Source organism: Streptococcus xiaochunlingii (genome assembly GCF_006385805.1).
Lineage (GTDB): Bacteria > Bacillota > Bacilli > Lactobacillales > Streptococcaceae > Streptococcus > Streptococcus xiaochunlingii.
Genome location: NZ_VFSG01000004.1, coordinates 61,336 through 87,616, shown reverse-complemented (window position 1 = coordinate 87,616; position 26,281 = coordinate 61,336). Strand labels below are relative to the sequence as shown.

The 26,281-nt window shown below is 41.5% G+C and carries 29 protein-coding genes, 1 tRNA gene and 1 rRNA gene; 21 read left to right on the top strand and 10 right to left on the bottom strand.

Annotation, left to right across the window (positions count from 1 at the left end):
• Positions 1-11 precede the first annotated feature (11 nt).
• Together rrf and FJR71_RS09910 are read left to right on the top strand one after the other, a co-directional pair.
• A 5S ribosomal RNA gene (gene rrf / locus FJR71_RS09915) occupies positions 12-127 on the top strand.
• A gap of 5 nt (positions 128-132) precedes the next feature.
• Positions 133-206, top strand: a tRNA-Asn gene (locus tag FJR71_RS09910).
• Positions 207-277: 71 nt separating this feature from the next.
• On the opposite strand, the gene FJR71_RS09905 is transcribed toward FJR71_RS09910, so the two are convergent.
• The gene (locus tag FJR71_RS09905) at positions 278-1,627 is read right to left on the bottom strand and encodes an aspartate kinase (protein ID WP_048789391.1); all 1,350 of its coding nucleotides are present in this window, start codon (positions 1,625-1,627) and stop codon (positions 278-280) included.
• A 213-nt stretch (positions 1,628-1,840) separates the two neighbouring features.
• Between FJR71_RS09905 and FJR71_RS09900 the strand changes: the two genes are divergently transcribed.
• From FJR71_RS09900 to FJR71_RS09840, 13 genes are all read left to right on the top strand, one after another.
• Positions 1,841-2,632 (top strand): enoyl-CoA hydratase, encoded by a 792-nt coding sequence (locus FJR71_RS09900; protein ID WP_048789390.1) that lies wholly within the window; start codon positions 1,841-1,843, stop codon positions 2,630-2,632.
• Positions 2,633-2,730: 98 nt separating this feature from the next.
• Complete coding sequence (fabT, locus tag FJR71_RS09895; protein WP_006597415.1) at positions 2,731-3,165, top strand: fatty acid biosynthesis transcriptional regulator FabT; 435 nt, start codon at positions 2,731-2,733, stop codon at positions 3,163-3,165.
• The gene (locus FJR71_RS09890; protein WP_125336171.1) at positions 3,165-4,139 is read left to right on the top strand and encodes a beta-ketoacyl-ACP synthase III; all 975 of its coding nucleotides are present in this window, start codon (positions 3,165-3,167) and stop codon (positions 4,137-4,139) included. The genes fabT and FJR71_RS09890 overlap by 1 nt, the downstream gene beginning before the upstream one ends.
• Positions 4,140-4,194: 55 nt before the next feature.
• Complete coding sequence (locus tag FJR71_RS09885) at positions 4,195-4,419, top strand: acyl carrier protein (protein WP_003003892.1); 225 nt, start codon at positions 4,195-4,197, stop codon at positions 4,417-4,419.
• 110 nt (positions 4,420-4,529) lie between these two features.
• Positions 4,530-5,495 carry an enoyl-[acyl-carrier-protein] reductase FabK gene (gene fabK / locus FJR71_RS09880; protein WP_140814920.1) on the top strand — a complete coding sequence of 322 codons (966 nt, stop codon included), beginning with the start codon at positions 4,530-4,532 and terminating at the stop codon, positions 5,493-5,495.
• 24 nt (positions 5,496-5,519) lie between these two features.
• Positions 5,520-6,440 (top strand): ACP S-malonyltransferase, encoded by a 921-nt coding sequence (gene fabD, locus FJR71_RS09875; RefSeq protein ID WP_140814918.1) that lies wholly within the window; start codon positions 5,520-5,522, stop codon positions 6,438-6,440.
• 12 nt (positions 6,441-6,452) lie between these two features.
• On the top strand, positions 6,453-7,187 hold the full coding sequence (fabG, locus tag FJR71_RS09870; protein WP_125329881.1) for a 3-oxoacyl-[acyl-carrier-protein] reductase: 735 nt from the start codon (positions 6,453-6,455) through the stop codon (positions 7,185-7,187).
• An 18-nt stretch (positions 7,188-7,205) separates the two neighbouring features.
• Positions 7,206-8,438, top strand: a complete 1,233-nt coding sequence (gene fabF / locus FJR71_RS09865) for a beta-ketoacyl-ACP synthase II (RefSeq protein ID WP_023022242.1) — start codon at positions 7,206-7,208, stop codon at positions 8,436-8,438.
• A 1-nt stretch (position 8,439) separates the two neighbouring features.
• Positions 8,440-8,928, top strand: coding sequence for an acetyl-CoA carboxylase biotin carboxyl carrier protein (gene accB, locus FJR71_RS09860; RefSeq protein WP_048688775.1), 489 nt, complete (start codon positions 8,440-8,442; stop codon positions 8,926-8,928).
• Entirely contained in the window at positions 8,925-9,347 is a 423-nt protein-coding gene (fabZ, locus tag FJR71_RS09855) for a 3-hydroxyacyl-ACP dehydratase FabZ (RefSeq protein WP_006596902.1), read from the top strand. The genes accB and fabZ overlap by 4 nt, the downstream gene beginning before the upstream one ends.
• Positions 9,348-9,357: 10 nt before the next feature.
• Positions 9,358-10,725: an acetyl-CoA carboxylase biotin carboxylase subunit gene (locus FJR71_RS09850; protein ID WP_140814915.1), complete on the top strand. Its 1,368-nt coding sequence runs from the start codon at positions 9,358-9,360 to the stop codon at positions 10,723-10,725.
• Positions 10,726-10,813: 88 nt separating this feature from the next.
• Entirely contained in the window at positions 10,814-11,674 is an 861-nt protein-coding gene (accD, locus tag FJR71_RS09845; RefSeq protein WP_140814913.1) for an acetyl-CoA carboxylase, carboxyltransferase subunit beta, read from the top strand.
• Positions 11,674-12,444 carry an acetyl-CoA carboxylase carboxyl transferase subunit alpha gene (locus FJR71_RS09840; RefSeq protein ID WP_140814911.1) on the top strand — a complete coding sequence of 257 codons (771 nt, stop codon included), beginning with the start codon at positions 11,674-11,676 and terminating at the stop codon, positions 12,442-12,444. The genes accD and FJR71_RS09840 overlap by 1 nt, the downstream gene beginning before the upstream one ends.
• 41 nt (positions 12,445-12,485) lie before the next feature.
• On the opposite strand, the gene serS is transcribed toward FJR71_RS09840, so the two are convergent.
• From serS to FJR71_RS09805, 7 genes are all read right to left on the bottom strand, one after another.
• Positions 12,486-13,763, bottom strand: coding sequence for a serine--tRNA ligase (gene serS / locus FJR71_RS09835; RefSeq protein WP_140814909.1), 1,278 nt, complete (start codon positions 13,761-13,763; stop codon positions 12,486-12,488).
• 217 nt (positions 13,764-13,980) lie between these two features.
• Positions 13,981-14,349 carry a DUF956 family protein gene (locus FJR71_RS09830; RefSeq protein ID WP_023920226.1) on the bottom strand — a complete coding sequence of 123 codons (369 nt, stop codon included), beginning with the start codon at positions 14,347-14,349 and terminating at the stop codon, positions 13,981-13,983.
• Positions 14,350-14,429: 80 nt separating this feature from the next.
• Positions 14,430-15,341, bottom strand: a complete 912-nt coding sequence (locus FJR71_RS09825; RefSeq protein ID WP_031575187.1) for a PTS system mannose/fructose/sorbose family transporter subunit IID — start codon at positions 15,339-15,341, stop codon at positions 14,430-14,432.
• Between the two features lie 18 nt (positions 15,342-15,359).
• Complete coding sequence (locus FJR71_RS09820) at positions 15,360-16,163, bottom strand: PTS mannose/fructose/sorbose transporter subunit IIC (protein ID WP_061455936.1); 804 nt, start codon at positions 16,161-16,163, stop codon at positions 15,360-15,362.
• A gap of 27 nt (positions 16,164-16,190) precedes the next feature.
• Positions 16,191-17,180, bottom strand: coding sequence for a PTS sugar transporter subunit IIB (locus tag FJR71_RS09815; RefSeq protein WP_031575194.1), 990 nt, complete (start codon positions 17,178-17,180; stop codon positions 16,191-16,193).
• A 366-nt stretch (positions 17,181-17,546) separates the two neighbouring features.
• Positions 17,547-18,569, bottom strand: a complete 1,023-nt coding sequence (adhP, locus tag FJR71_RS09810; RefSeq protein ID WP_048789378.1) for an alcohol dehydrogenase AdhP — start codon at positions 18,567-18,569, stop codon at positions 17,547-17,549.
• 287 nt (positions 18,570-18,856) lie between these two features.
• Positions 18,857-19,669, bottom strand: coding sequence for a Cof-type HAD-IIB family hydrolase (locus tag FJR71_RS09805; protein ID WP_140814907.1), 813 nt, complete (start codon positions 19,667-19,669; stop codon positions 18,857-18,859).
• Between the two features lie 252 nt (positions 19,670-19,921).
• Between FJR71_RS09805 and FJR71_RS09800 the strand changes: the two genes are divergently transcribed.
• From FJR71_RS09800 to lytR, 4 genes are all read left to right on the top strand, one after another.
• On the top strand, positions 19,922-21,343 hold the full coding sequence (locus tag FJR71_RS09800; protein WP_140814905.1) for an NCS2 family permease: 1,422 nt from the start codon (positions 19,922-19,924) through the stop codon (positions 21,341-21,343).
• 123 nt (positions 21,344-21,466) lie between these two features.
• Positions 21,467-21,916, top strand: coding sequence for a tRNA (adenosine(37)-N6)-threonylcarbamoyltransferase complex ATPase subunit type 1 TsaE (gene tsaE, locus FJR71_RS09795; protein WP_140814902.1), 450 nt, complete (start codon positions 21,467-21,469; stop codon positions 21,914-21,916).
• 2 nt (positions 21,917-21,918) lie between these two features.
• The gene (locus FJR71_RS09790; RefSeq protein ID WP_140814899.1) at positions 21,919-22,449 is read left to right on the top strand and encodes a GNAT family N-acetyltransferase; all 531 of its coding nucleotides are present in this window, start codon (positions 21,919-21,921) and stop codon (positions 22,447-22,449) included.
• Positions 22,449-23,618 (top strand): glycopolymer--peptidoglycan transferase LytR, encoded by a 1,170-nt coding sequence (gene lytR / locus FJR71_RS09785; protein ID WP_140814897.1) that lies wholly within the window; start codon positions 22,449-22,451, stop codon positions 23,616-23,618. Before FJR71_RS09790 ends, lytR begins: the two co-directional genes overlap by 1 nt.
• Positions 23,619-23,667: 49 nt before the next feature.
• Here lytR and FJR71_RS09780 read toward each other — a convergent pair whose 3' ends face one another.
• Both FJR71_RS09780 and FJR71_RS09775 read right to left on the bottom strand, forming a co-directional pair.
• Positions 23,668-23,964 carry a hypothetical protein gene (locus tag FJR71_RS09780; protein WP_140814895.1) on the bottom strand — a complete coding sequence of 99 codons (297 nt, stop codon included), beginning with the start codon at positions 23,962-23,964 and terminating at the stop codon, positions 23,668-23,670.
• A gap of 13 nt (positions 23,965-23,977) precedes the next feature.
• The gene (locus FJR71_RS09775) at positions 23,978-24,391 is read right to left on the bottom strand and encodes an HIT family protein (RefSeq protein WP_140814892.1); all 414 of its coding nucleotides are present in this window, start codon (positions 24,389-24,391) and stop codon (positions 23,978-23,980) included.
• 67 nt (positions 24,392-24,458) lie between these two features.
• On the opposite strand from FJR71_RS09775, the gene FJR71_RS09770 reads away from it, so the two are divergent.
• Both FJR71_RS09770 and FJR71_RS09765 read left to right on the top strand, forming a co-directional pair.
• Positions 24,459-25,190, top strand: a complete 732-nt coding sequence (locus tag FJR71_RS09770) for an ABC transporter ATP-binding protein (protein WP_140814890.1) — start codon at positions 24,459-24,461, stop codon at positions 25,188-25,190.
• Positions 25,187-26,242: an ABC transporter permease gene (locus FJR71_RS09765; protein ID WP_140814887.1), complete on the top strand. Its 1,056-nt coding sequence runs from the start codon at positions 25,187-25,189 to the stop codon at positions 26,240-26,242. The genes FJR71_RS09770 and FJR71_RS09765 overlap by 4 nt, the downstream gene beginning before the upstream one ends.
• Positions 26,243-26,281: the final 39 nt, after the last annotated feature.

The following is a 26,281-nucleotide window of genomic DNA, read 5'->3' as shown; positions in this document are numbered from 1 at the left end:
ATCATTCAGAGTTAAGTGACGATAGCCTAGGAGATACACCTGTACCCATGCCGAACACAGAAGTTAAGCCCTAGAACGCCGGAAGTAGTTGGGGGTTGCCCCCTGTGAGATATGGTAGTCGCTTAGCTTTTTTCCGCCATAGCTCAGTTGGTAGTAGCGCATGACTGTTAATCATGATGTCGTAGGTTCGAGTCCTACTGGCGGAGTCAGTACCCGAAAGGGTTTTTTTATTTCTCTTTATTAAAAAAGTAGAAAAAGGTTCTTTCGAACCTTTTTCTTAGTTAAAGAATACATTGTATAGAGCTTTAATAGCCTGTTTTTCTTGTTCTTGATTTACGACAAACATGATGGAAACTTCGCTGGATCCTTGAGAAATCATTTGGATATTAATGTTATTTTCTGATAAAGCCTTTGTGGCTGTAGCTGTTACACCAATTTGATTTTTCATATTCTCTCCAACAATCATAATAATGGAAAGATCATGTTCAATTTCGGCATAATCTACTTGTAAATCTTGGATTAGATGTTTTAAAATTTCTTGTTCTTTAATTGGTGTTAATTCTTTCGAACGGAGAATGACAGATAAATCGTCAATACCAGTTGGCATGTGATCCCAACTGATGTTCAAGTCTTCTAAAATTTGTAATAATTTTCTACCAAAACCGACTTCTCTATTCATCAGGTATTTGGTGGTATTAATGCTGACAAATCCAGAGTCTCCTGCAATCCCAACGACTTTAACATTTTCATCGGTATGGTTCAGCACAATCTTCGTACCTGGATGTTTTGGATTGTTGGTGTTCTTGATCACCATTGGAATCTTTCCACGATATGCAGGAACAAGTGCTTCATCATGGAGGACACTAAAGCCAGCATAGGCTAATTCCCGCATTTCTTTATAGGTTAATTCAGGAATAGAATGTGGCTGTTTGATAATGCCTGGGTGAGCTGCAAAAATACCATCGACGTCTGTAAAGTTCTCGTAGAGATCTGCTTTAACTCCCGCTGCAATAATAGATCCTGTAATATCAGAACCACCTCTAGAAAAAGTACAGACTTGTCCTTCTTTAGTAATTCCAAAGAATCCAGGGATCACTAAAATTTCATTATGATTTCTCAGTTCTTCAATCTTATCGTAACTAGAAGGGAGAATGCGGGCATTGCAAGGTTCACTTGTTACAAAGATACCTGCATCTTTTGGATGGATATATTTTGCTTCTAAACCCTTTTTTACAAAGTAAGCTGCAATGAGTTTTGCATTGTTGTTCTCTCCAGCTGCTAAGAAGGTATCATATAAGAAGGTATTATCGGACTTGGGAAGTGTTGCAAGGGATTTGATATCTCTAGCAATCTCTTCGATAATTTCCTCGTCTAAGTCTAACTCCTCTGTAATGGAACGATAGCGATTGATAATCCATTCTTGACTTTGGTTCGTATCTTTTCCGTTGGTATATTCTTTATAATACTTGATGAGGGCATCTGTGACTTTTGTGTCCTCAGCATTGCGTTTCCCTGGAGCAGAAACGACCACGTATTGACGGGTTTCATCTTCTTTAACAATATTGAATACTTTTTCTAGCTGGGTAGCAGATGCTAACGAACTACCACCAAATTTAACTACTTTCATGTGGACTCCTTTACAAAACTTACTTTAAATTATACCAAAGATAAGGCTTGGTTACAATCTAAAAAAGTACTGTTATCAAGCGAGTTTTTCGGGTGAGACACTTTGTTATGAAAATGTAATTTACTTCTCAAAGTAGTTGTGCTAAAATAATATAAAAATAAATAAGTTCAACTATCAAACAATTTGAATGGCTAATTAGTAAAGAGGTGGCTTATGGTGTTCGAAACGATTATTTATTCTGTAGAAGAGGATCTCGCATCTATTATTTTAAATAGACCAGAGGTTTCAAATGGTTTTAACATTCCAATGTGTCAGGAAATCCTTGAAGCATTAGAATTAGCTGAGAAGAATCCAGATGTTCGTTTTATTTTATTTAAAGCAGTCGGCAAGGTTTTTTCAGTTGGTGGTGATTTAGCTGAGATGAAACGGGCTGTTGATGCTGATGATATCGATTCGTTAACGCAAATTGCGGAATTGGTCAATCAAATCTCTAAAAAAATGAAGCAAATTCCAAAACCAGTGATTATGGTTGCAGATGGTGCGGTTGCAGGAGCAACTGCTAATATGGCAGTAGCGGCGGACTTTTGTGTTGCTTCTGATAAAGCCAAGTTTATTCAAGCCTTTGTTGGGGTCGGTTTGGCTCCCGATGCTGGTGGTCTATTCCTTTTAGGAAGAGCCATTGGTTTGACTAGAGCAACTCAGTTAGCAATGACTGGTGAACCATTAGGTGCTGAAAAGGCTCTGGAATATGGCGTTGTGTACAAGGTTTCTGAAGTAGAAAAATTAGACAAGACTGTCAACCAACTACTCATGAAGTTAAGACGTAGCTCAGACAATTCTTTTGCTGCGATTAAAGAGTTGGCTTGGTCTAGCATGCTGACTGACTGGGATCGTTATGCTGAAATTGAGTTGCGATTGCAAAGAAATCTTTCTCTAAAGGAAGACTTTAAAGAAGGAGTTATTGCCTATTCAGAGCGTCGGCGCCCAAAATTCCAAGGAAAATAAAAACGTAAAATTTTTATGTTTTTATTGCTGAGGCTTGCTATTTGGTTTGATTTTTGATAAAATTCGATTATCAAAGTAATGAATAGGGGGTGTGGTTTTTGAATTTTCAACTAGTCAATGATTACCTTACATCCATTTTTAACAACGTATTAGTCATCGAAGAAACTAGTTTACGTAGCAGTCGATTTAATGATGTTTCCATCAAGGAAATGCACACAATAGATGTCATCGGCTCAACACCAAACGCAACTCCAAGTGATATTTCGCGTTCGTTAATGGTAACGTTAGGTACAGTCACTACCAGTTTAAATAATCTTGAACGAAAAGGTTATATTGAACGAACCAGATCTGAAGTCGATCGTCGGGTTGTCCATTTGAGTTTGACCAAAAGAGGCAAGCTCTTGTATCGGCTTCACCAACAATTTCACAAGCGGATGGTCAATCAAATTATTGATGGGATGTCTCCAGATGAACGGAAAGTGATGCAAAAAGGGTTGCAGAATCTTTATCGTTTCTTGGAGGAGTTGAAATAATGACTTTTGCAAAAATTAGTCAGGTAGCCCATTATGCGCCAAGCCAAGTGATTTCTAATCAGGATCTTTCTGAACGGATGGATACCAGCGATGAGTGGATTGCTAGTCGGACAGGAATTCGGAAGCGTCATATTACTCAATCAGAATCAACCAGCGATTTAGCTACGGAAGTGGCTCGACGCTTGCTTGAAAAAAGTGGTTTACAAGCGGATCAGTTGGATTTTATTATTGTTGCAACGATTTCGCCCGATTCCATGATGCCATCCACTGCAGCTCGTGTTCAAGCTAAAATTGGGGCCTCTAAAGCTTTTGTTTTTGATTTGACAGCAGCTTGTAGTGGATTTGTCTTTGCGCTTGCGACTGCTGAAAAGTTGCTTCGGTCTGGTCAGTACAAACGAGGAATCGTTATCGGAAGTGAAACCTTATCGAAAGTGATTGATTGGGAAGATCGGACAACAGCGGTCCTATTTGGGGATGGTGCTGGCGGTGTTTTATTGGAAGCTTCCGAACAACAAACTTTTTTAGCTGAAAGTTTATTTTCTGATGGTTCCCGTGGAGAAGTTCTTCAATCATCATCTGTTGGTTTATCTTCACCATATTCTGATAAGGAAGAAGATAAAAAATATTTGTCAATGGATGGAAGAGCAGTCTTTGATTTTGCCATTCGGGATGTGGCTAAGAGTATTAAAAATACGTTAGCAGATGCTCCAGTGCCTGTTGAAGAGATTGATTATTTTCTTCTGCACCAAGCAAATGACCGGATCTTAGATAAAATGGCTAAGAAAATCGGGGTTGATAGAGAAAAACTTCCTGCAAACATGATGGAATATGGTAACACGAGTGCCGCAAGTATTCCAATTTTATTATCGGAGTGTGTTGACCAAGGACTGATCAAATTGGATGGAAGTCAAACAATTCTTCTGTCTGGATTTGGTGGAGGTTTGACATGGGGCTCACTTCTTGTTACAATCTAGTTAAACATGTGGTAACACATTTTAAAAATTTTTTATTATTTTAAGGAGGCCAATCATGGCAGTATTTGAAAAAGTACAAGAAATTATCGTTGAAGAACTTGGTAAAGAACCATCAGAAGTAACTCTTGAGTCTACTTTTGAAGATCTTGAAGCTGATTCATTGGATTTGTTCCAAGTGATTTCAGAAATTGAAGATGCATTCGACATTCAAATTGAAACTGAAGAAGGATTGTCTACTGTAGGTGACCTTGTTGCTTACGTAGAAGAAAAAACTAAATAATAATGGATGAGAGTATCGAAAGATATTCTCTCTTGTTTAGGTAATAGTTTGACGCTCAAAGCAAAGAATCGCTTTCAAACTATTACTTAAGCGAAAATGAGGAAGGTACTATGCAAACACGAATTACTGAATTATTAAACATTAAATATCCAATTTTCCAAGGTGGTATGGCTTGGGTAGCAGATGGAGATCTTGCTGGAGCTGTATCCAATGCAGGTGGTCTTGGGATCATCGGTGGAGGAAATGCACCTAAAGAAGTTGTCAAAGCGAATATTGATCGTGTCAAATCCATTACTGACAAACCTTTTGGAGTGAATATCATGCTCCTTTCTCCTTTTGCAGATGACATCGTTGACTTGGTTATCGAAGAAGGGGTTAAAGTGGTTACCACTGGTGCAGGGAATCCTGGGAAATACATGGATCGTTTCCATGAAGCAGGCATTACCGTTATTCCGGTTGTACCTTCAGTAGCTTTAGCAAAACTGATGGAAAAACTAGGTGCGGATGCTGTCATTGCTGAAGGAATGGAAGCAGGTGGGCATATTGGTAAATTGACTACCATGACCTTGGTTCGCCAAGTGGTCGAAGCGGTCTCTATTCCAGTTATCGGTGCTGGTGGTGTTGCAGATGGTGCAGGAGCGGCTGCAGTCTTCATGCTTGGAGCAGATGCTGTTCAGGTGGGAACACGATTTGTCGTTGCTAAAGAATCAAATGCTCACCAAAACTTTAAGAATAAAATCTTGAAAGCTAAGGACATTGATACAGTGGTATCTGCATCAGTTGTTGGACATCCAGTTCGTGCGATTAAGAATAAATTGGCTTCTGCCTATAACCAAGCTGAAAAAGATTTCTTGGCTGGTAAGAAGACCCAAGAAGAAATTGAAGAACTTGGTGCGGGTGCACTTCGCAATGCTGTTGTGGACGGAGATGTCGATAACGGATCTGTCATGGCTGGACAAATTGCGGGTCTTGTAAGCAAAGAAGAAACCTGTGCTGAAATCTTGGAAGATATCTACCTTGGGGCTGCTAAGGTGATTCAGAAAGAAGCAGCTCGCTGGGCTGATGTGAAATTCTAACAAGTAAAGGAAAGGAAGAGAACAGTGACAAAACGTGCCTTCTTATTTGCTGGTCAAGGTGCTCAAAAATTGGGGATGGCTAGTGACTTGTATGCAACCTATCCAATTGTCAAGGAAACCTTTAACACCGCAAGTCAGATTTTGGGTTATGATTTACGAAAATTGATTGATTCTGACGAAGAAAAGCTCAATCAAACACGCTATACCCAACCGGCTATTTTGACAACCTCAGTGGCTATTTATCGTCTCTTGGCAGAAAAAGGGATTACACCAGATATTGTGGCAGGTCTTTCTCTAGGAGAATATTCTGCTCTAGTTGCTGCAGGTGCTCTTTCTTTTGAAGAAGCGGTCGCCTTGGTAGCTAAGCGGGGGGAATTTATGGAAACAGCTGCTCCCGCTGGAAGCGGAAAGATGGTAGCTGTCATGAATACTGATCCTGCCTTGATTGAAGAAATCTGTCAACAGGCTTCTGAAAAGGGAGTTGTAACACCAGCTAACTACAATACTCCTGGCCAAATTGTGATTGGTGGAGAGGTTGAAGCTGTGGATTATGCAGTTGAACTCTTACAAGAAGCAGGGGCAAAGCGGTTGATTCCTCTGAATGTCTCTGGTCCTTTCCATACGGCCTTACTTGCTTCTGCTAGTGAAAAACTAGCGGCTGAACTTGAGAAAGTCACTTTTAAGGACTTTAGCTTGCCTTTGGTTGGGAATACAGAAGCAAAGATCATGAAATCAGACGAAATCAAAGCTTTATTAGCTCGCCAGGTGATGGAGCCCGTTCGTTTCTATGATTCGATTGCAACGATTCAAGAGTTTGGAGTAGATGAAGTGATTGAAATTGGTCCAGGTAAGGTTTTGACTGGTTTCTTGAAAAAAATTGATAAAACTCTTCCAACGAAAAATGTTGAGGATCAAGCCAGCCTTGATGCCTTACTGAACGAATAAGATGAGGTGACTATGGAACTGAAGAATAAAAATGTATTTGTTACTGGCTCAAGTCGAGGCATTGGATTGGCTATTGCGCATAAATTTGCGTCAAAAGGTGCCAACATTGTCTTAAATAGTCGTGGAGAGCTCCCAGCAGGCCTAGTAGATGAATTTGCCTCATACGGTGTGAAGGTAGTTTGCGTTACTGGGGATGTATCTCAAGCTGGGGAAGCGAAGCGAATGGTCGCGGAAGCGATTGAAGCACTTGGCTCAGTAGACATCCTTGTCAACAATGCTGGGATTACCAATGATAAGCTCATGTTGAAATTGACGGAAGAAGATTTCGAGCAAGTCTTGAAGGTGAATTTGACTGGTGCTTTTAATATGACACAATCAGTCTTAAAACCGATGACCAAAGCACGTGAAGGTGCTATCATTAACATGTCGAGTGTTGTCGGTCTGACAGGAAATGTTGGACAAGCCAACTATGCAGCCTCAAAAGCTGGTTTGATTGGTTTTTCTAAATCTGTAGCACGTGAAGTAGCTGGTAGAAATGTCCGTGTCAATGTCATTGCGCCGGGCTTCATTGAGTCTGATATGACAGAAGGACTTCCTGAAAAAATTAAAGAAATGTCTCTCGCTCAAATTCCAATGAAACGATTTGGAAATACAGAAGAAGTGGCAGATGTTGCAGTCTTTCTTGCAACTCAAGAATATCTAACAGGGCAAGTCATCGCAATTGACGGTGGCTTAACCATGCAATAAAAAGAGGTAGGTTTTGAAATGAAATTAAATCGTGTTGTTGTAACAGGCTATGGTTTGACATCTCCAATCGGGAACACTCCAGAAGAATTTTGGAATAGCTTAAAAGAAGGAAAGATTGGAATTGGTCCAATTACAAAATTTGACCACAGTGACTTTGCTGTTCATAATGCAGCTGAAATCCAAGATTTCCCATTTGATAAGTACTTTATCAAGAAAGATACAAACCGCTTTGACAACTACTCTTTGTATGCCTTGTATGCCGCTCAAGAAGCTGTGAATCATGCAGGTTTAGACGTAGAAGCTATTGATAAAGATCGTTTTGGTGTCATTGTTGCTTCTGGTATTGGTGGTATCAAAGAAATCGAAGATCAAGTGATTCGTTTGCATGAAAAAGGACCAAAACGTGTCAAACCAATGACCCTTCCAAAAGCTTTGCCAAATATGGCATCTGGTAATGTTGCCATGCGTTTTGGAGCTAATGGAATTTGTAAATCGATCAATACTGCTTGTGCCTCTTCCAATGATGCGATTGGGGATGCTTTCCGCGCTATCAAGTTTGGTTTCCAAGATTTGATGTTGGTCGGTGGTTCTGAAGCTTCTATTACACCATTTGCAATCGCCGGTTTCCAAGCCCTAACAGCTCTTTCAACAACAGAAGATCCAACTCGTGCTTCTATTCCATTTGATAAAGATCGGAATGGTTTTGTGATGGGGGAAGGATCAGGAATGTTGGTACTTGAAAGTTTGGAACACGCTGAAAAACGTGGTGCAACCATTCTTGCTGAAGTCGTGGGTTACGGAAATACTTGTGATGCTTACCATATGACTTCTCCACATCCAGAAGGTCAAGGTGCTATTAAAGCAATGAAGTTGGCTTTGGATGAGGCAGAAATTGAACCAGCTCAAGTTGATTATGTCAATGCCCATGGTACCTCTACTCCAGCAAATGAAAAAGGAGAAAGTGGTGCAATCGTTTCTGTATTTGGTACAGAAGTTCCAGTATCTTCTACAAAATCATTTACAGGTCACCTCTTGGGAGCAGCAGGGGCAGTTGAAGCTATTGCGACGATTGAAGCAATTCGCCATCAATATGTTCCAAAAACTGCTGGAACACAAGAGTTATCAGATTATATTGAAGCCAATGTCATCTTTGGTGAAGGGCAAGAACGTCCGATTTCCTATGCTATTTCCAATACATTTGGATTTGGAGGACACAATGCTGTCTTAGCCTTTAAACGTTGGGAGGGATAAAGTGAATATTCAAGAGATTAAAGACCTAATGAGTCAATTTGACCAATCTAGTCTTCGTGAATTTAGCTATCAAAATGCAACGGATGTGCTATCATTTAGTAAAAATGCTGGCAGTGTAGCTAGCCCACAACCGGCTACGCCAGCTCCAGTAGTTCAAGAAGTGGCACCTGCTGTTGAGAGCCCTGTTGTTCTTGCTGAAGAACCAGTTGCTTCTTCAGCACCAGCTCCTGAAGCAAGTCCAGCAGTAGCAGCAGAAGGGGAAGTGGTTGAAAGTCCTCTTGTTGGTGTAGCTTATTTAGCTTCAGGTCCAGATAAACCAGCTTTTGTTCAGGTTGGAGATAGCGTTTCAAAAGGCCAAACCCTATTGATTATTGAAGCGATGAAAGTTATGAACGAAGTTCCTGCACCAAAGGATGGAATTGTCACTGAAATCCTTGTTTCAAATGAAGAAATGGTTGAGTTTGGGAAAGGATTGGTACGGATTAAATGATCGATATTCAAGCTATTAAAGAGGCTCTTCCGCATCGCTATCCGATGTTGTTGGTGGATCGCGTCCTTGAAACAAGTGAGGATACGATTGTAGCCATTAAGAATGTGACGATTAATGAGCCCTTCTTTAATGGGCACTTTCCAAGCTACCCAGTAATGCCAGGTGTCCTCATTATGGAAGCCTTGGCACAAACTGCCGGTGTCTTAGAATTATCCAAACCAGAAAATAAAGGGAAATTAGTCTTTTATGCTGGAATGGATAAGGTTAAATTTAAAAAACAAGTCGTTCCGGGAGATCAGCTCGTGATGACGGCTACCTTTGTCAAGCGTCGTGGTTCGATTGCGGTCGTGGAAGCAAAAGCGGAAGTCGATGGGAAATTAGCTGCTAGCGGGACCCTAACATTTGCAATTGGTAACTAGGGAGGTTTCTATGTTCCGAAAAATTTTAATCGCGAATCGTGGTGAAATTGCGGTCCGGATTATTCGAGCTGCTCGTGAATTAGGAATTGAAACAGTCGCTGTCTATTCAACGGCTGATAAGGAAGCCTTGCATACCTTACTAGCGGATGAAGCAGTTTGTATTGGGCCTGCCAAGTCAACCGAGTCTTATTTGAACATGAATGCTGTTTTATCCGCAGCAGTTTTGACTGGATCAGAAGCGATTCACCCAGGATTTGGATTTTTGAGTGAAAATTCGAAGTTTGCCACCATGTGTGAAGAAGTCGGGATTAAGTTTATCGGACCATCAGGATCTGTCATGGATATGATGGGTGATAAAATTAATGCCCGAGCACAAATGATCAAAGCAGGCGTGCCTGTTATTCCAGGATCAGATGGAGAAGTTCATACAGCAGAAGAAGCCTTGGAAGTTGCCGATCGGATTGGTTATCCTGTCATGCTGAAAGCATCAGCTGGAGGTGGCGGTAAAGGAATCCGTAAAGTAGAACGGGCAGAAGACCTAGTTCCAGCTTTTGAATCTGCTTCGACAGAAGCTAAGGCGGCCTTTGGCAATGGAGCTATGTACCTTGAACGCGTCATTTACCCAGCTCGTCATATTGAAGTTCAAATCCTGGCTGACCAATTTGGACATGTGGTTCATTTGGGTGAACGGGATTGTTCCCTTCAAAGAAACAACCAAAAAGTCCTCGAAGAATCTCCATCCGTAGCAATCGGTAAGACAATTCGAGACCAAATCGGATCTGCAGCTGTCCGCGCAGCAGAATCTGTTGGCTATGAAAATGCTGGGACAATCGAGTTTCTTTACGATGAAGGTAAAGGCGAATTTTACTTCATGGAGATGAACACTCGGGTTCAAGTAGAGCATCCCGTGACAGAATTTGTCACAGGAATTGATATCGTGAAAGAGCAAATTAAAATTGCTGCTGGGCAAGAATTGTCTGTTCGTCAAGAAGATATTCAAATTTCTGGCCATGCAATTGAATGCCGGATCAATGCAGAAAATCCTGCCTTTAACTTTGCACCAAGTCCAGGAAAAATCACCAATCTCTATCTTCCAAGTGGAGGAGTCGGCTTGCGCGTGGATTCAGCTGTCTACCCTGGCTATACGATTCCACCTTACTACGATAGTATGATTGCCAAAATCATTGTCCATGGAGAGAATCGTTTTGATGCCTTGATGAAGATGCAACGCGCCCTCTATGAGTTGGAAATTGACGGTGTAATGACCAACAGTGATTTTCAATTGGATTTGATTTCAGATTCGAATGTGATTGCTGGTGACTACGATACCGCCTTTCTGATGGAGACATTTTTACCAAATTATCAGAAAAATCAATAAACATTGAACTTTGTAAATGTGAGATTCATTTTCACAAGGAATGAACGCGCACAATTACAAAGTTCTTTTACCAAGTAAGGAGAAGTTGATGGCTTTATTTTCTAAAAAAGATAAGTACATTCGAATTAATCCCAATCGGTCGGCCATTGAAGCACCTCAGCCAAAACCAGAGGTTCCAGATGAGTTGTTTTCTCAGTGTCCGGGTTGTAAACATACGATTTACCAAAAGGATCTAGGAAGTGAACGTCTGTGTCCTAAGTGTGGTTATACCTTCCGCATCTCTGCGGTTGAGCGACTTCAATTGACGATTGATCCAGGAAGCTTTATTGAATTGTTTACGGGTATTGAGACCAAGGACCCGCTTAAGTTTCCAAACTACAAGAAGAAATTGGCGGCTGTTCGTGAATTGACAGGACTTGATGAAGCTGTGCTAACAGGAACTGCAAAGATCGGTAGCCATCAAGTGGCTCTTGGTATTATGGATTCTAATTTCATCATGGCTTCTATGGGCTCTGTGGTCGGTGAAAAGATTACGCGTCTATTTGAATTGGCGACAGAAGAAAAACTCCCAGTCGTGCTCTTTACCGCTTCTGGTGGTGCTCGAATGCAAGAAGGAATCGTCAGTTTGATGCAGATGGCTAAAATCTCTGCAGCTGTTCAAAGACACTCAAAAGCAGGCTTATTTTATCTGACAGTTCTAACAGACCCAACAACAGGAGGGGTAACGGCGTCTTTTGCAATGGAAGGAGATATTATCATTGCAGAGAGTCAAGCCCTTGTGGGATTTGCAGGTCGACGAGTGATCGAGTCTACTGTACGAGAACAGTTGCCGGATAATTTCCAAAAGGCTGAATTTTTACAGGAGCATGGCTTTGTGGATGTGATTGTCCAGCGTAGTGAGATGCGTTCAACAATCGCAGACTTGTTAGCCTTTCATGGAGGGAAGTAATGACAAGAATAACACAAATTATTAAAGAAGCTCGTGACCAAGGACGTTTGACAGCTCTCGATTATGCTCATGGAATTTTTGATAACTTTATCGAATTGCATGGAGATCGAAATTTCCGAGATGACGGTGCAGTAATTGGCGGAATTGGCTGGTTAGGGGATCAAGCGGTAACGGTTGTGGGGATTCAAAAAGGAAAGAATCTTCAGGACAACCTCAGTCGAAACTTTGGCCAACCCCACCCAGAAGGCTATCGAAAAGCCTTGCGTCTGATGAAACAGGCGGAGAAATTTGGTCGTCCAGTAATAACCTTCATCAATACTGCGGGTGCTTATCCGGGTGTTGGCGCTGAAGAGCGGGGACAGGGTGAGGCTATTGCCCGCAATCTCATGGAAATGAGTGACTTAAAAGTTCCGATTATCGCGATTATTATCGGAGAAGGTGGCTCAGGTGGTGCCCTAGCTCTTGGTGTAGCAGACAAGGTCTGGATGCTGGAGAACTCCATTTATGCAGTTTTGAGTCCAGAAGGGTTTGCTTCTATTCTCTGGAAAGACGGAAGCCGTGCCATGGAAGCAGCTGAATTGATGAAGATTACTTCGCATGAGTTGTTGAATATGGATATTGTGGACAAGGTGATTCCCGAGCATGGTTTTTCCAATGGCGAACTACTAGCTCAAGTGAAGAAGGAAATCCAAGCAGAATTGAAGGAGCTACAAGCATTGCCTCTCGAAGAACTTCTAGAGCAACGTTACCAACGTTTTCGTAAATATTAAAAAACTGAGCTTGCAATTTGCAAGACTCAGTTTTTTTAACTTTATTTTGGTGCGATGACTTCAGCGCCACCCATGTATGGACGAAGGACTTCAGGAATGGTTACAGAACCATCTTCATTTTGATAATTTTCAAGAATAGCAGCAACGGTACGTCCAACAGCCAATCCAGAACCGTTCAAGGTGTGAAGAAGTTTGACTTTACCATCTGCTTCGTCACGGTAGCGGATTTGCGCACGGCGGGCTTGGAAATCTTCTGTGTTGGAACAGCTTGAGATTTCACGGTAGGTATTTTGCGCTGGAATCCAGACTTCCAAGTCATAAGTCTTAGCAGCTGAGAATCCCATGTCTCCTGTTGAGAGAGCCACGACACGGTATGGCAAGTTCAATTTTTGAAGGATGTTTTCAGCGTTAGCTGTCATCTTTTCCAATTCTTCATATGATTCTTCCGGTTTGGCAAATTTGACCATTTCTACCTTATGGAATTGGTGCAAACGAATCAAACCACGAGTATCACGACCAGCAGAACCAGCTTCAGAACGGAAAGATGGACTCATAGCAGTAAAGTAGATTGGTAGATCTTTACCATCAATGATTTCATCACGGTAGTAGTTGGTCAGTGGAACTTCAGCAGTTGGAATCAAGACATAGTTGGTGTCGCTGAGTTCAAAAGTATCTTCCTTGAATTTTGGATATTGACCAGTACCAAACATAGAATCGTGGTTGACCATGTAAGGGGTGATGACTTCTGTGTATCCTTCCTTGCCATGCTCATCCAACATAAAGTTATAGATAGCACGTTCTAAGCGAGCTCCAAGCCCCTTGTAGAAGAGGAAACGAGCGCCAGTGACTTTTCCACCACGTTCCCAGTCAAGGATGTCTAAGTCTTCTCCAAGGTCCCAGTGAGCTTTAGGTTCGAAGTCAAACTCGCGAGGAGTTCCCCAACGGCGAACTTCTACGTTATCATCTTCATCAGCTCCAACAGGCACGCTATCAGCAGGGATGTTTGGAAGAGTCGTAGTAAATTCTGTCAATTTTGCATCGATTTCAGCCAATTCTGTATCCAATGCTTTGACTTCTGCAGAGAGGGTTTGCATGGCAGCAATCTTATCATCTGCATTTTCCTTGTTGCGTTTAGCTTGTGCGATTTCAGCAGATACAGTGTTACGCTCTGCTTTAAGATTTTCTACTTTGACTAAGATATCTCGACGTTTAGCATCGATTTCTTTCATTTCATTCAAAATAGCTGCATCTACGCCACGTGTTGCCAATTTTTTAGCAACAGCATCAAAGTCTGTACGAATTCGTTTAATATCTAACATAGCTTCTCCTTTAACAAAAAACACACCTGTTAGAGTGTTGGAGTGGCAGAGCCACGGTTCCATCCAACTTCACAGGTGTGCACTTGATTCGATATTGTATTTTAAAGAAACGGTAGAATTTCAATTAAGATTTCTATCTGCTCGCAGCAACCGCAGACTTTCTGAAAGAGCCTCTTAACTTACTTATCCGTTTGCGTCTATTATACAAGAAAAGATCCTATTTTGCAAATAGATTTTTAATTTTAGCCGTGATGATTTGGATCAACGTAGGAAGTTTGACAATTTTATCATTTCCTAGATGTTCCCGAGCAATCTTTAAAATTTTTCCAGAGTCTTTTGAAGCAAAGAGAAATTTTGATTCTCTGGTATAGATTTCAAAATGGCGGCTAATTTTACGTCCGGATACATTGGCTCCGATTCGCTCGATTTCTTGCCAGGGAATTTGGATGTAGTCTTCTACATTTGCATCCGCATAAAATTCAAAAGCGGCATTCCCGACTAGGATTTTTCCAACCTTTCCCCCCACTCCAAGGTAAGAAACCCCTGTAGTATGGAATTCAACGGTTTTATTCAATGATTGAGCCATGAGATCCTCCTGTATTGCTGTTCACTCCATTATATCATAATAAAAAGAAGGCCGAAACCTTCTTTTTAGTTGATCTTTGCTTACATCAAGCCAGCAACGTGTGCTAATACACCGATTACAAAGAGAGCGATGATGATAGTGATTGGAGATACTTTTTTCTTCAACAACCACATACAAGCAAAAGTAAGAAGCAATCCCATCAAACCAGGAATCAATGAATCCAAGTTTTGTTGGAAAGTTGTAACTTTTTCAGGTGTTTGAGATAGGCCTGAACCAACTTGAGCGAAGGCTTCTTGAATTCCTTTGAAACCTTCAGGAAGTTTATCCCAATGGATATAAGCTTTGTCGTCTAATTTGACAGAAGAAACATTGAAGACGAATTTAATAGATACCCAACGTTCTACCAAGACAGCGAGGATGAACATCCCAAGGATAGAAGCCCCTTTAGTGATGTCTTGCAAGATCCCACCAGACATATCTTTGGTAATTTCAGAACCTGCTTTGTAACCAAGTTCTTGCGTGTACCACAAGAAGGCCATACGAATCGCATTCCATGCGATAAAGAAGATGAGTGGGCCAAGGATGTTACCAGACGCAGCAAGTGATGCACCAAGGGCACCAAGGATAGGACGTACTGTAAACCAGAAGACTGGATCTCCGATACCCGCCAAAGGACCCATCATACCAATTTTAACCCCTTGGATGGCAGCATCGTCAATAGCGGCACCGTTTGCTCTTTCTTCTTCAAGAGCAAGCGTTACCCCGATGATAGGAGCGGCAACGTATGGGTGAGTGTTAAAGAATTCCATGTGACGCTCAAGAGCAGCCGCTTGGTCTTCTTTCTTTGTGTAGAGTTTTTTGATAGCTGGGATCAATGAGTATGCCCAACCCAAGTTTTGCATCCGTTCATAGTTCCAAGAACCTTGCAAGAAGGTTGAACGCCACCAAACTTTTTGACGATCTGATTTAGATAATTGTAATTTTTCAGTCATGATAGTGTCACACCTTTCTTAGTAGTCTTCGAGAATGTCGCCGATTGGATCGTTAGAAGTAGCGGCTCCGCCACCTCCATTGCCACCTTTCTTAGAGAGTGAAAGGTAGATTAAGGCAAGAGCAACACCGATTGCTCCAAGAGCGATCAAGGTCAATTGGCTAACAGCTGCAAGAGCAAAACCGATGGCAAAGAATGGCCATACTTCACGGCTCGCCATCATGTTGATAACCATGGCATAACCAACGGCTACAACCATACCACCACCGATTTGCATTCCATCAGAGAGCCATTTTGGCATTTGTTCAAGAGCAGTTTTGACAGTTTCAGCAGGAATCATCAACAAGAGGGCTGCAGGAATGGCGATACGAAGACCTTGAAGAAGAAGGGCCACAAAGTGAGCGCGTTCTACACCTTTGATATCCCCTTTTCTAGCAGCAGCGTCGGCAGTGTGAACCAAACCAACGGAAAGGGTACGGACGATCATGGTCAAGAAAAGACCAGCAACTGCAAGTGGAATAGCGACACCTTGAGCGACAGCGATTCCTTTTGTACTGAAGTCTCCCCCAAGTACCATGATGATGGCAGCAGCGACAGATGCAAGGGCAGCATCGGGTGCAACTGCGGCACCAATGTTTGCCCAGCCAAGTGCAATAAATTGAAGTGAACCACCAAGCATAATGCCAGCAGTCAAATTACCTGTTACCAAACCGATTAAGGTACAAGCAACAAGGGGTTGGTGGAATTGGAATTGGTCAAGGATACCTTCAAGACCTGCTAAGAAGGCAACAACGACCACTAATACCATAGAAATAATAGACATGTTTAAAATCCTTTCGTAAGTAATCGATTATTGAACGTTAGCTTTGTTAATTAAGTCAAACAAATCTTTCTTAGAGTCATTTGGCACTTTACGGACGTCAAATTCTACTCCAAGATCACGCATTTTTTCAAATGTAGCCACATCATCTTTATCCATTGATAACACATTGTTCACCATGGTTTTACCAGTTGAGTGGGCCATTGAACCAACGTTCAAGGTTTTAATCGGAACACCACCTTCGATGGCGCGAAGAGCATCTTGAGGTGTTTCAAATAAGATCAAAGCATGGGTATTTCCAAAACGTGGATCTTTTGCAACGTCGATCAATTTTTGAATTGGGACAACGTTTGCTTTCACACCATTTGGTGCCGCTTGTTTGATCAATTCCTTACGGAGTTCATCTTTGGCAACAGAATCTGAAGCAACAATGATCCGATCGGCTTTTGAATCAGGTGTCCAAGCAGTTGCGACTTGTCCATGAAGAAGACGTGTATCTAAGCGGGCAAGGTTAATCTTGAGTTTTCCATCTCCGATAACTGTTCCTTCTGGAATAGCAGCTTGGGCTACAGGAGCAGCAGCGGCTGTACTAGCTTCTTCAACAGGATTCAATTCTTCTGGAAGAGCTTTGACACCGTCTTTTGCTTCCTTAATGATGTTTGCAGCGACTTTATCAACGCCGGCATTTGCATCCATCAAACGTTCTGTATAAGCTTGAATCAACATCGGAAGGTTTAATCCTGTAATGATCGCAAATTTACGATCTGGATTTTCTCCCATGACGCGACTTGCTTGGTTAAATGGAGAACCACTCCAAAGGTCAGCCAAAACCAAGACTTCATCTTCTGCATCAAATGCGGCAACAGCTGCATTGAATTTAGCATAGAGATCATCCGGGCCTTCACTTGGCATGAACGTAACCACTTGAACTTTCTCTTGATCCCCAAAGATCATCGAGCCGGATTGGTGGATTCCAGCTGCAAATTCACCGTGGCTAGCAATAATGATACCAATACTCATTATTGACATTCCTCCTTATAAAATTTGTTTGACTTTCAGTTTAAGAAAACTTTAAGCTTATATATTATAAAACGTTTTCATAATAAAGTCAATTTTTCAATACTAAATTAAAGGAAAAAGAGAGTCTTTAATATATTAAATTGTTAACATCTGAGGTCGCTTGCTAGCAGACTTATTTGGCTATAAAATTCGAAAATCCTTTGGAATTCCTTGACAAGAGGGGAACGAAGGGGATTCTATGTTTCTGAAAAGAGTAGTAGTAGGATCTAATAGGTAAAATAAAAATATAGCAACCCCTTGCAGGTCCTGTTTGTGAGAAACTAAAAAAGACCAGCCCATTTGGGCTGGTCTAATAGGTTGAGTTGATTAGTTGGTGAAGTCAAGTACCATACGTCCTTGAATGGTTCCGGCTTCCATTTCGTCAAAGACTTTGACAGCATCTTCTACTGGACGCTTTTGAACAACTGGAACGACCAAGCCTTCTGCACCAAATTGGAAGGCTTCTTCCAAATCTTTACGAGTTCCTACAAGAGAACCGATGACTTGGATACCATCTAATACTGTTTTCACAATGCTGAGGTCCATCATTTCAGAAGGAAGACCAACTGCGATCACGCGGCCACCTGCACGAACAGAATCTACTGCTTGGTTGAAAGCTACTTTAGAAACAGCTGTTACGACAGCAGAGTGAGCTCCACCATTTGTTTTTTCTTTGATCAATCCTGGGACATCTTCGACTTCGTAACCGTTGATGACAAAGTCTGCACCAACTTCTTTTGCCAATTCGAGCTTATCATTGTTGATATCAACAGCGATGACATGAGCGTTGAAGACTTTCTTAGCATATTGAACAGCCAAGTTTCCTAGTCCACCAGCTCCATAGATAACGATCCATTGTCCTGGTTCAGCTTTGGCTTCTTTGATAGCTTTGTAGGTTGTAACACCGGCACAGGTAATAGAAGAAGCTTGAGCTGGATCTAATCCCTCTGGTACTTTTACTGCGTAGTCTGCAGTTACGATACATTGTTCAGCCATTCCTCCATCAACAGAGTAACCAGCATTTTTTACAGTACGGCAAAGAGTTTCGCGACCAGTTGTACAGTATTCACAAGTACCACATCCTTCGAAGAACCAAGCAACACTGACACGGTCACCAACTTTTAAACTTGTCACATCTGGAGCAAGTTCTTTAACAATCCCGATTCCTTCATGTCCAAGAACACGGCCTGGAACTTTACCGAAGTCTCCGTGAGCAACGTGCAAGTCAGTGTGGCAGACACCACAGTATTCGATTTGAACAAGAGCTTCCCCTGTTTCTAATGGGCGCATCTCCTTGTTTGCAACGATTTCAACACCGGTACCTTCTGGATTTACAACAACAGCTTTCATAGTTTTCCTCCTCAAGAGCTTAGTTGAATTAGAGACGGTAATAAAACGAGAAGTAACATCACTTGAATCATTATCGTATGAAACGAGCTAGGCTCCTTTTTTATTTTTGTTATGTTAATTTTATCACAAACTTTATCAGTTAGCAAGCGTTTACATAGAAAATTTTCTGAAAACAAACTTAACCAGTTAAATTGTTTTCAGAAAAAGTCTCTATAAGGTTCCGTATGTTTGAGAAAACAAAAAGCTTGAATCCTTTCTTGTAAAAGGTGATTCAAGCGCTTCTCTATTTATAGGAAGAGTTTTTCTAGTTGACGAGCAACGCCGTCCTGATCATTTGTATACTCGGTTTGTTTATCGGCATAGGGGAGGAGAACAGGATTGGCGTTTTTCATTGCAAAACCAGTTCCTGCGAAAGCCAACATGTCTGTATCATTTTGTTCGTCTCCAAAGGCGATAAGGTCTTTCCGATCAAGTCCGTAAGTCTCGAGGAGATAGTTGAGGGCAAAGGCCTTATTGACGCCTTTTGGAGCACATTCCAGAATGTTGAGGGGACCACCCCAGCTATTGATTTCTAGCTCGTGATGGTAGTAATCACGCATTTCTTCGGCTAAAGCATACTTATCTTCAGCGCGTGTTTGAAAGAGGATGGCGTTTGGGTTTTCGGTAACTTTACGAGCTTCGAATTTTGTTTTGGAGGAGATTTTAGAAACCCCAAATAAGGCGGGATCAATAGTATGGTGGTAGGTGTGGGTGACATAGAACTTATTGCGATACTCTCCAGCGATAAAGTCCGCCTGGATGTCATTTTCTCTCTCGACCATATCTAGGAGGTATTTTTTATCAAGGGTCATGGATAGTTCTTTTGACCATTTTTTATTTGGAATATGAGTGAGAGCGCCGTTAAAGTTAATCATGGGACTTTCCAATCCCAATTCCTTATAGATGTGATCTGCCATTCGATAGGGACGCCCAGTTGTAATAATGACCCGGTGACCTTGTTCACTGACTTTCTGGATGGTTTCAATCGTATAAGGTGATAATTTGCTCTCAGAATTTAATAAGGTGCCATCTAAATCGACAGCGATTAGTTTTTTATTCATAGGAAGATTCCTTTCATTTGTATGGTTTTTCTTACTCTAAATGAGGAGTATAGAAGTGCCATATTTTAAGAAGAATGCTACCATTATACCAGATAAACAGGAAAATTTCAGTTTTTCGAATAGTAAATGATGTGGCACAAAAGATTATCCAGATGAATCTCTTGTAAAAGTGAATGATATTTGATAAAATATTTGTATTGTTCGTGATTGAGTCGCGAGCAGATTTATTTTTTTAAGGAGTTTATTGGAAAAATGGATAAGTTTTTCAAACTATCTGAACACGGAACGACGGTTCGTACAGAGGTATTAGCTGGTTTAACGACCTTCTTTGCCATGTCTTATATCTTATTTGTAAACCCTCAAATGCTCTCCCAAACAGGAATGCCTGCTCAAGGAGTATTTCTGGCAACCATTATTGGGTCAGTCGTTGGGACTCTTATGATGGCTTTCTACGCGAACCTGCCTTATGCCCAAGCACCAGGAATGGGCTTGAATGCCTTCTTTACCTTTACAGTGGTATTTGGGATGGGCTATTCTTGGAAAGAAGCCTTGGGAATGGTCTTTATTTGTGGATTGATTTCCTTGGTTATCACATTAACTAATGTTCGGAAAATGATTATTGAGTCCATTCCAAATGCTTTGCGTTCAGCTATTTCAGCTGGTATCGGAATTTTCTTAGCCTATGTTGGAATTAAAAATGCTGGCTTGTTGAAGTTTTCGATTGATCCGCATACCTATACGGTGGCAGGAGAAGGGGCTGACAAAGCGAATGCAGCGATTACAGCAAATTCTGCAGCGGTCCCAGGACTTGTTAGTTTTAATAGTCCGACAGTCCTTCTTTCCTTGGCTGGCTTAGCCATTACTGTTTTCTTTGTCATCAAGGGCATTAAAGGAGGAATTATCCTTTCTATCCTTACGACAACAATCCTCGCTATTGTGTTTGGCATTGTTGATCTTTCAACGATTGACTTTGGTAGTACCCATCTTGGGGCAGCCGTTAATGATCTTGGGAAAATTTTTGGTGCTGCACTTGGTTCAGAAGGATTAGGTTCTTTGATTACCAATACTTCTCGTCTTCCTGAAACCTTGATGGCCATCCTCGCTTTCTCATTGACAGATATCTTTGATACGATTGGTACCTTGATTGGAACTGGTGAAAAAGTTGGTATTGTTGCCACAAATGGTGAAAATCATCAATCCGCTAAATTGGATAAAGCCCTTTATTCAGACCTCGTAGCGACATCTGTTGGTGCTATTGCAGGTACTTCGAATGTGACGACTTATGTTGAGTCAGCTGCGGGAATTGGAGCTGGTGGACGGACTGGTTTGACAGCCCTTGTAGTAGCCATCTGTTTCGCAGTGTCAAGTATTTTTAGTCCCCTTCTTGCCATCGTACCAACTGCAGCGACAGCACCGATTTTGATCATCGTTGGGATCATGATGTTGAGTAGCTTGAAAAACATCCATTGGGATGATTTGGCAGAAGCTGTACCAGCTTTCTTCACCTCTATCTTTATGGGATTCAGCTATTCCATCACAAATGGGATTGCAGCAGGTTTTATTACCTATACAGTAACCAAATTGGTCAAAGGTGAAGCCAAAGAAGTTCACAGTATGATTTGGATTTTAGATGCCTTGTTTATCTTGAACTTTATCAGTATGGCCTTGCATTAGAATGAACATAGAGGAAAGCTTGGACAAATAGCCCAAGCTTTTTTTGATTGTCTTAGGTGAGGCAGAAGGTTGATCGACTAAAAATAGTGGGCAATAATCAATTATTTTTGGTATAATGGAGGAATGAAAAGTCAAAATGAACAAGAGTTGATTGCACTTGGAAAACAGTTGGGTCAACGGTTAGAAAAACAGGATGTCGTGATTCTGACAGGGGATCTGGGGGCTGGGAAAACAACCTTTACAAAAGGCCTAGCTCAAGGGTTGGGCATTCGCCAGATGATCAAAAGTCCTACTTATACTATCGTGAGAGAATATGAAGGCCGTTTGCCCTTGTATCACCTGGATGTCTATCGTATTGGAGACGATCCAGATTCGATTGATTTGGATGACTTTTTATTTGGTGAAGGGGTTACCGTCATTGAGTGGGGAGAATTGCTAGAGACCAGTCTTCCTGCTGGATATTTAAAGGTTGAACTGCTAAAGGACGGTGATGGACGTGAGATACGCTTGTCAGCTGTCGGTGAACGTGCAGAACAATTAAAGGACTCATTTCTAACTTCTGTAGGAGCTTGAAGATGGAACAGGTATTGGATCTCTTTTTGAAAGAGGCTGAGGCTTCGGATGCAGAGTGTTTACTCGACTTTTTTAAAGATGTAGCGACTGAATCGGATTTTATGACCTTGGCTCCAGAAGGGCTTGGGATGACCAAGAAAGAGTTGGAAATATTTGCTGAGACACAAGCACAAACAGACAATCAATTATGTCTCTTATTATACTTGGGTGAGGATCTGGTAGGTGTCTTAAATATTGCAGCGGACCAAAACAGAGCCTTGCGCCATATTGGAGATGTCTTTATCGTTGTTCGGAAGGCCTATTGGAATAAAGGCTTGGGTCGTATTCTTCTAGAAGAAGGAATCTCATGGGCAGAAGGTACCAACCTCCTTCGGAAGTTAGACCTCAGTGTCCAAGTTCGAAATGAACGGGCCATCCATCTCTACCAAACGCTAGGATTTGAAATTGAAGGTCTCCGCAAGAGAGGCGTATACAAGGAAGGGGAATATCTGGATGTTTACCTAATGGGCAAACTGATAGATGGACAGAATTAATGATTAAAAAAATTCTATTAATGTTTTTTAGTTTGTTGGCCGTAACGACAATCGGGATTGGGGCCTATGGGCTGACCATCCTCAATCAGTCAACAAACACGTTGAGTAAGACTTATAAAGGGATTGGTGATGAAAACAATGTCATCGCAGAAAACAAACCAATGACCATTTTGCTCATGGGGGTCGATACTGGATCAGGCTCACGAGAGGATCAGTGGGTAGGAAACAGTGATACCATGATTCTGGTGACGGTAAATCCACAGACGCGTGAAACAACGATTATGAGTTTGGAACGGGATATCTTGACCAATATTACGCAGGATGGAGAAACTGTCCAAGCTAAGCTGAACGCGGCTTATGCTCAAGGTGGAGCAGAATTGGCCATTAAAACCATCCAAGATTTGATGAATATTCATATCGACCGTTATGCGATGATCAATATGAAAGGCCTGGTTCAACTGGTTGATAAGGTTGGCGGCATCACAGTAAACAATCCATTTGATTTTGATATTTCAATCGAAGAAAATGAACCGGAATATACAGCAAAAATTCCACCTGGTCGTCAAGAGATTGATGGAGAACAAGCATTGGTATATTCACGGATGCGTTATCAAGATCCAGAAGGAGACTATGGTCGTCAAAAACGCCAACGGGAAGTCATTGAAAAGATCATCAAGAAAGTATTGACTTTGGATGGTCTAAGCAACTATCAAGGAATTATTGAAGCGGTTAGTGATAATATGCAGACCAATATCTCCTTGGATACGAATAGCTTGATGCACTTGATGGGCTATCGAGATGCCTTGAAGAACATCCGTATGGAACAGTTGAAAGGGGAAGATGCCACCCTAGCGGATGGCGGAAGTTACCAAATTGTTACTTCAGAACACCTGTTGAAGATGCAGAATATCCTGCGCAAAAGTCTTGGATTATCGCCTGTAAGAAAGCTCAAAACAAGTGCTGTTCTATTGGATAGCGATGAAGCTAGGGGTACTGATTCGTCAGAAAGTGGCGAAAGCCCAGTAGAGTCGGGTCAGAATACTGGTGGGGGCTATTACGATCCTTCCTATGTTCCGGAAACTTCTGTAAGTTCAGAAGCGGTGACACCATACCAACAGATAGTGCCTCCTTATACGGATACAACTGTAGCTGGTGTTGGAGGAAACTAAATTAAAAAATAAAAAGGTTTTGAGATAGCTATCTCAAAACCTTTTTTGGTTAGTCGTTCGTATTAGATTTCTCAGACCAAATAGTTTGGATTTGTTCTACAGAAGCGTTGGCTTGCTGAGAGAAGACCCTTGCTTTATAGGAAAAGTCTTCCAGTAGTTGATTTAAAAGGACTCTTTGCTCCTGAATGATTTCAATGTTTTTTTTGATTTTAGTAACATTTGATTGAATTCCATCCGTTAGTTGTTTGGTTTCGTTGAATTCATTTTTCAGTGGTTCACGATTTTTAACAAGTTGATAGCTGATGGTTGCTCCAGTCGCAAACCAAAATAGATCTCTTAATTTCATAGTAAGCTCCTTTTTAATGGTTTGAGATATCCTTGGCTAATTGAGCAAGGCGGTCAAAATCAGGTTCGTGGGCAATGAAATCAATCTTTAGGTCGTCTTCTTGAGAGTAGCGTGGAAGAATATGGACGTGGGTGTGGAAGACAGACTGACCCGCAATTTCTTCCATGTTGCTAATGATATTCATTCCTTGAGGCTGTGTAGTACCTTCCACTTTTTTGGTGACTCTTGAAACGATGTTAAAAAGATAAGCTGTTTCATCTGGTGTCATCTCCAATAGATTACGGGCGTGTTTTTTTGGAATCACGAGGGTATGGCCTGGAGTGACCTGAGAGATATCTAAAAAAGCAAGAAAATGGTCATCTTCGTAGACCTTAGAAGCAGGAATTTCTCCGGCAACAATCTTACAAAAAATACAATCCGAAACCATAAATGTACCTCAATTTCGCTAGATTTTGTTATAATATAAGAACATTATACCAGAAAGCTAAGAAAATATGTTAGAAATAAAAAACCTGACAGGAGGCTATGTCAATATCCCTGTCTTAAAAGATGTTAGTTTTGAGGTCGGTGATGGTCAATTGATTGGATTGATCGGCTTGAATGGAGCAGGGAAATCAACGACCATTAATGAAATTATAGGTCTATTGCGTCCCTATGCTGGCGAAATCCGGATCGACGGTTTGACTTTAGCTACTTCTCCAAGTGCTTATCGCCAAAAAATTGGTTATATTCCTGAAACACCGAGCCTTTATGAGGAGTTAACCCTGCGTGAGCATATTGAGACAGTGGCGATGGCCTATGACTTGGATCAGGAAGCAGTTTTTGCGCGTGTGACTCCTCTCTTGAAGCAATTTCGACTAGAGGAAAAATTAGATTGGTTTCCTGTCCATTTTTCTAAGGGGATGAAACAAAAGGTCATGATTGTTTGTGCCTTTGCTGTTGATCCAAGTTTGTTTATTGTCGACGAGCCTTTCTTAGGTTTGGATCCAGTTGCGATCTCAGATTTAATTCAATTATTGAAGGTGGAAAAAGAGAAGGGGAAATCTATTTTAATGAGTACCCATGTTCTGGATTCTGCTGAAAAAATGTGTGATGCTTTTGTCATCCTCCATAAGGGACAGGTCCGTGCTCAGGGGACTTTAGAGGATTTGCGGACAGAATTTGGAATGGCAGATGCCGATTTGAATGAAATCTACCTTGCACTAACAAAAGAGGCTGACCGATGATTGAAGTTTTACAAAAGAGGAAGACGACCTTTCGCAATCAGTGCTTAAAATATTCTCGCTATGTGTTTAATGATCACTTTGTCCTCTTTCTCCTGATTTTTCTAGGCTTTTTAGCGGTTCAGTACAGTCAATTTTTGCGCTCCCTACCAGAAGATAAGAGCCTTCTCCTCCTTGTACTTGCCCTTGCTCCTTTGTTCCTGCTTCCAATTGGTTCCATCGCTACCTATTTTGAGAAGGCAGACATGATTTTCCTTCTGGCAAAAGAAGAGCAATTGAAAGGCTATTTGAACCAACAGATCTTACGAGCGACTATTTTCTGGGGAATTGTACAAACCCTTGTGCTTGTTCTGTTTGTCCCTTTGGCTTTTGCTTTAGGACTGTCTCTTACCATTGTATTGGTTTATTTGGCTATTCTCTTCTTGTTGAAGGTTCTTGTTTTTCAAGGGAAGGGGAAAAGATTCTATAACCAGGCGGGTCTTGATTGGAAGCGAATCGTAGAGCTAGAAAACCAGAGAAAGCAAAGTATTCTAAGATTTTTCTCCCTTTTTACCACAGTAAAAGGAATGACCAACAGCGTGAAACGGCGGGCCTACTTAGACAGACTAACAAGCATGGTTCCGAAAGTCAGTGCTAAGACCTGGAACAACCTGTATCTCCGTTCTTATCTCAGAAATGGAGATCTGTTTTCCATGAGTCTGCGTCTATTAGGACTAGCAATCGCTGTCTTTGTCTTCATCCCGCAAACGCTAGTAGCAGTAGCCGTCGCGGGGCTCTTGAATTATTTACTTGTTTTTCAATTGCTCGGACTCTACAAGGCCTTTGACTATCAGTATTTAACGCGACTCTTCCCCTTGGAAATCAGTGCTAAAACACGAGGGCTTCTTCAAACAGTTCAATCGGTGACTTTGTTTGTGGTTCTTGTCGAGGGAGGACTGGGATTCCTGGTCTTTGAAGAGAAAATTCTCGTCCTGGCCTTGCTAGCTTTCACATCCTTTTTAGCCTATGGTTATGCACCTTTCAAGGTGAGACGATTAGTTGACGAAACGCTTTAAAATTAGTAAAATAGATGGGAAACTTTTTACGGAGGAAGA